At 60.0% G+C, this 8,278-nt stretch carries 2 protein-coding genes and 2 pseudogenes; all 4 read right to left on the bottom strand.

Features of this window, described 5'->3' with window-relative positions:
* Positions 1–979: pseudogene (locus C8029_RS12580) on the bottom strand (ABC transporter ATP-binding protein); the annotation flags it as partial.
* Positions 976–2,331 (bottom strand): TolC family protein, encoded by a 1,356-nt coding sequence (locus tag C8029_RS12575; RefSeq protein ID WP_009572486.1) that lies wholly within the window; start codon positions 2,329–2,331, stop codon positions 976–978. The gene C8029_RS12575 and the pseudogene C8029_RS12580, both read right to left, overlap by 4 nt.
* An 82-nt stretch (positions 2,332–2,413) precedes the next feature.
* Positions 2,414–5,560, bottom strand: a complete 3,147-nt coding sequence (locus C8029_RS12570; protein ID WP_152003000.1) for an Ig-like domain-containing protein — start codon at positions 5,558–5,560, stop codon at positions 2,414–2,416.
* A 233-nt stretch (positions 5,561–5,793) separates the two neighbouring features.
* Positions 5,794–8,258: pseudogene (locus C8029_RS23120) on the bottom strand (heavy metal translocating P-type ATPase).
* Positions 8,259–8,278 lie beyond the last annotated feature (20 nt).

Below are 8,278 nucleotides of genomic sequence, written 5' to 3'. Positions count from 1 at the left end.
GCACATGAGTGGCCGCTAGTGTGTCCAAAGTTTTCCCGGCGCGCACGATGGTTCCGGTGAAGAACGGCGCAAATTCATAGAGCGGTACTTCGGCCACGTGATCGGTCCCGGTGTGGTCGAAAACGGTCAGAACCTCACCCTTTTGCGACCAGACAAGGACGATATGGCCAGATGACATATAAGCCAACGCGGGCCAGGCCTTGGGCGTGATCGCGGCCAGATGGGTGACTTCGGCGGAGAGGCCCGTCAGGCCAATCGCACGCGCCATGGCGGCGGGGGCGACATCTTCGCCAGTTTGATCCGCAAAGCTTTCAATCAGGTCAGAGATCATCGCGCGTTGACCAAAACGCGCGGCAAGTGTCGCGACCAATTCGGCACGTTGCAGAAACTTGCGCGAAAACACCGTTTGGTCCAGACGCGGGGCCGGTTCCGGCTCCGGGATCTGGACCTGTTGCTGAGTCTGCGGGAAAATATCAGCAGGTTCAACAGGGGTGGCGACCTGCGCCTCTTGGTGCTGTGTGACCGTTTCGTCCTGTATCATTTGCGGAGCAGGCGGCACATCACGGGCCGCTTGGCGCGCCTTGGCTTCGGCTTTCACCTCTGCCGCATCGCGTTTGGGTTTGCGCGCGGCTTCTGCGGCTTGGCGGGCCTTTTCAACGCGCTGTGCCTTGGCTCTTTCACGTGCCTCGCGTTCCTCGGCGCGCAGCTTTTCGGCTACCTCTTCGCGCAGCCGTGCCTCACGCGCCGTGTCGGCCACCTTGCGCCGCACCGCCTCGGTCGCTGCGCGTTTCTTTTCCACCATCGGATCAACTACGCGCGCAGGGTTATGAACCGCAGGTGCCACTTTCGTTTTCAGACCACCCCGGCCTTGGGACCCCAGATGAACGGTCAAAGGGGCCTTTGGACGATTGGACACATCTTCGGGAGTCTCAGGCCTGGCTGAGGTGACAGTAAAAGCAAGTTTTGGTGCTTTCCTCATATGTCCACCCCATCGGCCAGTGCTCCTGACACACGCGCGATCTCAAGTTCGGTCAGGGCAATTTCATATTTCAAATCAATATGTTTCAACTCATCGCGGATCATTTGCTCATAGACGCTCAACACGTCCATGACGCTTTTTTGCCCGGCTTCGAATTGGTCTTGGAAAATGCGGTAATTGGCGCGGGTTTGTTCGACCAAATCGGCAGCGTCACGTTCTTGGCGGCGCAGGGCCGAGAGTTGACTATCGAGCCGCGCCCTTTTGCGTGCGGAGGTTTCACGCGCCTTTGCGACCTGTGCGCTGGCGGCCAATTCACGCGCACGGCTGGCCTCCATTTCCGCGCCAGTGCCAAGCCCCAAGCCCGCCCCATCATAGGCAGCTCCGGTGCTGTTCTTCTGACCCAAAAGGGTGGAGGCGGAGAGGGTCGGCAACATCGCGGCACGCTGTGCTTTGGCCTCTGCAATGGTGCGTTTGGCCTCGGCTTCGGCGCGCAGAACCTCAAGCGTCGTCACAGAGCCGGAGGGCAAAGAAATCCCCATGGCCTGATCAAGAACCGGGAGCTTGACGCCGCCGGTCAGCGTGTCCAGCTCCGCCCATGCGCTGTCTTCAGCCTCGCGGTGGGTGCTGGTTTCATGCTGCATTTCCGACAGGGTCGAGCGCACGACACGTTGATCCGACAGGCTCGACGCGCCGCCTTTGACCCGCTCAGTGACAACCCGATTGAACTCCTGCATTCGGCCCAAGCCACGCTCGGCCATGCCTGATTTTTCATGAGCCTCGGCGGCGGTGATGTAAAGCGTAAGCCCCTCATACAGCCGGTCATTGACGTCTTGCGACAGTGCCACAGCGGAAACTTCGACATCGGCGGCGGCAAATTCGCGCTCGGCCTTGTGTTTGCCGTTGTCATAGAGGGTGACGTCCACCAACAGGCCCGCGACCACTTCGCCCAAAGAATTGAGCGTGATCGAGGGGCCGATGGTCGGCATCCAATTGGTAGAGCGGGCAATCGCGCGCATTTTGGAGGCGCGCAATTCGGCTTCGGCCACACCCGACGAGGTGGCAAGCACGGCGGTTGCGACCGTGTCGTAGGCGGAGCCGGGCGTTAACACCGAACGACGCGCGATCAGATCAGAAATCAAGGGCGAGGCTTCACCGGAATTGGCGGCAGAGAGGCTTGGGGTTGCGGGGTCTTTGGCCTCGGCAACCGTTCCGGCTTTCGCCCCTGTATTGCCCTTGAAAAAGGCCACAGGCTTGACGTCAAGCAGGTTTGATACCCCAGACGAACCGGCGGTACAGCCAGTCACAAACACTGCCGCCCCCAAGAGCGCACTCAATTTACCCAAAGACTTCATACCACCCGTCGCGCTCCCCCGCCCCCGCGCTTCCTTAGCGAGTGCGGGCACAGAAACGCACCCGCCCCCATTGTTTTCACCGTTACGGCAGGACCACTTCGATGTGGTGATCAATCATCACTTGATCATCGCCCAGCGTATAGATGTCGTAGGTCGCACCATCAATCGTGGCGCTGTCCCCCGTCACCGCCCCACCTTCAAGCACCACGCGATCGTCTGCGCCACCATGGATGGTCAAAACGCCATCTTCGCCTACGATCCGGTCCAAATCAGCCGTAGACAGCGTGACCTCACCGCCGTTGACGAATTGAAGATCAATCGCGCCAAGGTCGAATTGATCAAGCCCGGAATTGTCGATATCCACCTCGAAATAGGCCCCATCGGGACGTTCGTTTGTGGTGTCGAGCACGAGCAATGTATCGGACTGGTTGCCCGCCACATCTTCGAACGCGATGACAATCTGGTCGCCGTTCGACACATGGCTGCCAAAGTTGAGCAAGGTCTGCGCCCCAAGGTCATAATCGGTGTGCGAAATCTCGGTCGAGGACCCGCTTTCATCGAGAGAATAGACCGACACATCGTCGCCCATCTCACTGACGGAGACCGAATGCACCCCATCCGTGCCGCGCGTCACGGTTTCGACGAAGGGTGACGAAACCTCGGTGTCGATGGTGACCTGCGCCGTCTCGGTGCGCGTGTTGCCAGCGGCATCGGTGGCGTCGATTTGCACATTGGCGGCATAGGTTCCTTCGGGAATTTCACCAGCTGCGTAGCTCACGCTCCAATTGCCCGCCGCATCGACAGAGGCAAGATGGCGAATGCCGTTGAGGGTCACATAAACAGTCGATCCCGGCTCAACAAACCCGGTCAAAGTTGCACCAGAGTGCACCTCCGCGAGGTTGATAAACATGTCGCCGCTGGCATCCCCGTTCAGGCCCAAAGAGGTGACCAAAGTGTCATAGGTGATGGTTTCAGACAGAGATGCAGTGTTGCCCGCCGGGTCTGTCGCATTGATGATCACATTGGCGGAGCCTTCGCCGGAGGGCAGCGCAGAGGCCGGAATGGTCGCGGACCAATTGCCAGAGCCATCGACCGCGGCCATGTAGTTTTGGCCTTGGAAGGACAGCACAACCGTCGAGCCCACTTCAACCGTCCCGGCAAGTTGAACGCCAGATTGGGCCTCAAGACCGTTGACCACACCGTCTGACCCGCCTTGCTGGGCGGTCTCGGCAAAGTTGCTGACAAACGTGTCGACTTCAACGGCGGTTTGCACAGTTTTCGTGTTGCCCGCCGCATCGGAAATCGTGGCCGACGCGCCGGTGTCATATTCGCCCGGAGTGACTTCGGAGGCGGCAAAGAAGGCCGCGAACGTCCCGGCATTGGTCGAGGTGACCGTATGGGTCACGCCGCCCAATGTGACGGTGATCGTGTGGTTCGGGGTTGCTGTGCCGCTGACCCAGACCCCATCGGAGGCCTCGACCGCGTTGATCACGTTATCGCCTTCGATCGGGTTGGTGGAGAGCGCAATGTCGCCCGCAACCGTATCGACATGAACCGTGCTTGTGGTGGTCGCAGTGTTGCCTGCGGCATCGGTGGCAACGGCAGTCAGGGTGGTGTCATATTCACCGCTCGCCAAACTGCCCGCCGCATAGGTCGCGGTCCAATGCCCCGCCCCATCCGCCACGGTGGTCACGGAAACACCCGAAAGCGTCACAACGACGGTTGTGCCCGGCTCGGCCGTCCCGGCAAAGCTCATGGATTGCTGGCTCTCAGCCAAGTTGATGGTTTCATCGCCGCCCGAATGACCCGCGTTGATCGCCACACCGGTTTCGGTGTCGATCGAAAAGGTGTCCGTCGCGGACGCCGTATTGCCCGCCGCATCGGTGGAAACGGCAGTGACGTCGGCACTATAGCTGCCCTGCGGCAGGGAGCCGCTTTCATAAGTCACGGACCATGTGCCATCTTCGCCAACGGTCGCGCTGCGCGAAACACCCGCCACGGTGACAGTGACCGAAGCCCCCGCTTCCCCCAGGCCCGTCAAGACGACACCGCCGTTCATTTCGGACAGGTTGACCATACCATCGCCACCCGCGGCTCCGGCATTCACCGACAACGACGCCTCAAGGTCAATTGCGATGTCATGGGTGTAGGTCGCGGCATTGCCGTAAATGTCCGTCACGGTAGCGGTGACGGTGCTGTCATAGGTGCCCGCAGGCAGTTGGGCGCCATCAAAGGTGACAGACCATGTACCATCTGCACCCACCACGGTTTCGATGGACTGACCTTCAAGCTCGACCACAACGGTCGCCCCCGCCTCGGATTGACCCGAAACCGGAATCCCATCGCTTGCCTCAGAAATATTGACGATATCGTCGCCTTCGACGGTATCAAAGCTGAGATCTTCGGGGGCGGTGTCGACCAATAGCGTGTCGGTGACCGTTGTCGAATTGCCCGCCTCATCGGTGGCCACGACGGTCACGTCGGTGGTGTATTCGCCGGTCTCAATCGCGTCGCTGTCAAAAACCGCCGTCCAAGTGCCGTCTTCACCGACCGTGACGGTTTCCGTGGTGTCATTGATCGTGACCTCCACAACGGCCCCCGGCTCACCACCACCTGTGATCTCAAAGCTGCCGCTGTCGTAAATCTCACCGTTCACATAGTCGCCAACGCTTTCAACGCCAGTCACGATAGAAACATCGGGGGCGGTCGTGTCGCCTTCGCCACCACCATGACCAGTGCCGCCGCCATTGCCACCGTCGATCAAAATGACGCCAGCCGCCGCCGCTGCTGCGGCACCCGCGCCGCCAAGACCAAGCCCTGCAAACGCCAGAGGTGCCACAACCGGTTCGATACGCTCCAGATCGAGAAAAGCAAGCTGATCGTATTCGCTCCATTTTCCGGTCAAGTCGATGTCTTGGTAAGAGGCGACGAGATCACCCTGATTTTCATCCGCGAAATCGACCTTGGTCATCAGGCCGCGTTCCGAGAGAAAGAGATCGTGATCGCCCCCCTCAAAGAACCCCTCAAGAACAATCGACTTGCCGCCGATCAACTCGACAACAAGGTTTCCGCCGTCACGAGAATACCCCGAAACTGCGGCAGCCGACATGTTCAAAGAGATATCTTCGACGCCCTGAACCGAAATCGATTCAACATTTTCAGAGAGGGGGAGTGTACCTGTGTCTACATTGCCCGCGAGATCGCGGACCGAATACTGAATGCCCAACATTTTACCAATTCACTTCTGCTCGATGTACCGTTGCGTACCCAAAAAATGGTCGCAACTTGTTACTAGTTCTCCCAGCAAACTATAGGATCGAGGATTCTCCCGCTAGAGGATAAATGTCACGTCGGTACAAATTTGGCCCATTTTTCCACCAGATAGGCGACCAAACTCACCCTATACGTGTAAATGTAGCGCCTTATGCTATATCTAGAATACAGGTAAAGATGCCGCCGAACTTAAAATGCCGCGCGCAGTCCGCGCAGCCGCAATGCGTTCGAAAGCACAAAAACCGAAGACATCGCCATCGCACCCGCGCCCAACATCGGCGACAATTGAATCCCAAAAGCGGGGTAGAGCGCACCCGCCGCAACCGGAATGAGTGCGGCATTATAGGCAAACGCCCAAAACAGGTTTTGCCGGATATTGGCCATGGTTTTGCGGCTGACATCCAAAGCGGTGACCACGGCCCCCGGATCGCCCCCTATCAACACCACATCCGCCGCCTCAATCGCCACGTCGGTCCCGGTACCAATCGCCACGCCGACATCGGCAGAGGCCAGGGCGGGGGCGTCATTGATCCCATCACCAACAAAAGCGACGGAGCCGAAACTCTGTTGCAGCGCGCTCACGATTTTGGCTTTGCCTTTGGGCAAGACCTCGGCCTCGACATGGTCAATGCCGAGGTCACGCGCGATGGCTTCGGCCGCTTTGCACGTGTCTCCGGACACCATCGCAACCTTGATCCCGCGCGCATGCAGCGCCTCGATCGTCCGGCGCGAGGTTGGGCGGACCGGATCGGAGATACCAATCACCAGAGCGGGAACGCCATTCACCGCCACCAAAACCGGAGTGCGGCCCTGCTCAGCCAAATCGGACAACGGCGCTTCGAACGCATCTGTGGCAATCTTTTCCCGGCTCATCAGGCGCATATTGCCGATCAGGATGTCTTTGCCCTCCACCTCGGCCTTCATCCCATGGCCAGCGACAGCGCGCGCTTTGGTGACCTCTGGCAAACGCAACCCACGCGCCTCGGCGGCGCGCTCAATGGCGCGGGCAATCGGGTGCTCGGACTGGGCCTCGGCGGCGGCGATCATGGCGAGGAGCGTGTCTTCGTCCCCCTCTAAAACCACCACATCGGTCACATCCGGGCGTCCCTGTGTCAGCGTGCCGGTTTTGTCAAAGGCGATGACTTTGACGCCCTGAAGCGCCTGCAACGCATCGCCTTTGCGAAACAAAACTCCCAGCTCGGCGGCGCGCCCAGTGCCCACCATGATCGAGGTCGGCGTCGCCAGCCCCATCGCACAGGGGCAGGCAATGATCAGCACCGCAACCCCTGCGACAAGAGCATGGGCCAAAGCAGGCTCCGGCCCAACGACCAGCCAAATCAATACCGTCAACACCGCCAGCGCCATCACGGCGGGCACGAAATACATCGTCACCTTGTCGACCAGGGATTGGATCGGTAGTTTCGCGCCCTGCGCCTCTTCGACCATGCGAATGATCTGGGCCAGCATCGTATCCGCACCGACCTTTTCAGCGACATAGGTCATGCTGCCTTCGCCATTGACCGTGCCCGCGATCACCGCCGCGCCCTCAGCCTTGGCCACCGGGATCGGCTCGCCGGAAATCATCGCTTCATCAACATGGCTTTCACCCGAGAGCACCCGGCCATCGACGGCAATCTTTTCGCCCGGACGCAGGTGCAGGACATCGCCGACCTTGATCTCTTCAATCGGCAGTTCGATCACAGCCCCTGCGCGTTCGACCCGCGCCACATTGGCACGCATCCCGGCAAGTTTGCGGATCGCCTCACCCGTGCGCCCTTGGCCCCCGCCTCCAACCAGCGTCCCAGCAGGATCAGCGTGACGATGACAGCGGCGGCTTCGAAATACACATTCTGTGCGCCCATCGGCACGGCTTGCGGCCAAAAGGTCACGACGGTGGAATAGGCAAAAGCGGCCCCCGATCCCAGCGCCACAAGCGCGTTCATATCCGGTCCACCGCGCAACAGCGACGGGATGCCTTTGCTGAAAAACACCCACCCCGGTCCCGCAAGCACCACGCATGTGAGCGCGAATTGCACCATCCGCCAAAGCCATTCCGGCACGGTCATCATCCACCAATGATGCAGCGCCGGAATCAAATGCCCGCCCATCTCGATGACAAAAATCGGCAAGGTGAGCGCGGCGGCCAAGACCAGCCGCTTGCGTAGAACTCGTGCCTCATCGGCTTTGCGGTTAACCGGAGCGGCCTCGCGATCCATCCGCGCCCGCGCGTCATAGCCGGATTTGGCAATGGCTTTGGTCAGGCTCTGGACATCCTGAACGCCCGCCAGATAGCGCACCTGCGCCGTCTCGGCGGCCAGATTGACAGAGGCCTCCCGCACCCCCTCAAGCGCAGCAAGCGCACGTTCGACCCGCCCTACACAAGACGCACAGGTCATGCCCTGAACGTCAAATGTCACCTCTTCGGTCCGCGCCGGATAGCCCGCCTTGTCCAAGGCCGCGACCAACCCCGCAACATCCGCCGGGGCATCAAATGTCACCTCCGCCGTCTCTGTGGCAAGGTTCACATTGGCGTTTGAAACACCCGTCGTGCTGTTTAAGGCGCGCTCAACACGGCCCACACAAGAGGCGCAAGTCATACCTTCGACGGATAAACGGGTGCTGTGCATTTTTGTCGCTCTGGCTTTTTGGTCCATAGAGGTTAAGTAAGAGTCTG

The organism is Roseobacter sp. TSBP12 (assembly GCF_009129705.1).
GTDB classification, from domain to species: domain Bacteria; phylum Pseudomonadota; class Alphaproteobacteria; order Rhodobacterales; family Rhodobacteraceae; genus Celeribacter; species Celeribacter baekdonensis_A.
This window is presented reverse-complemented; position numbering and strand designations above follow the sequence as displayed.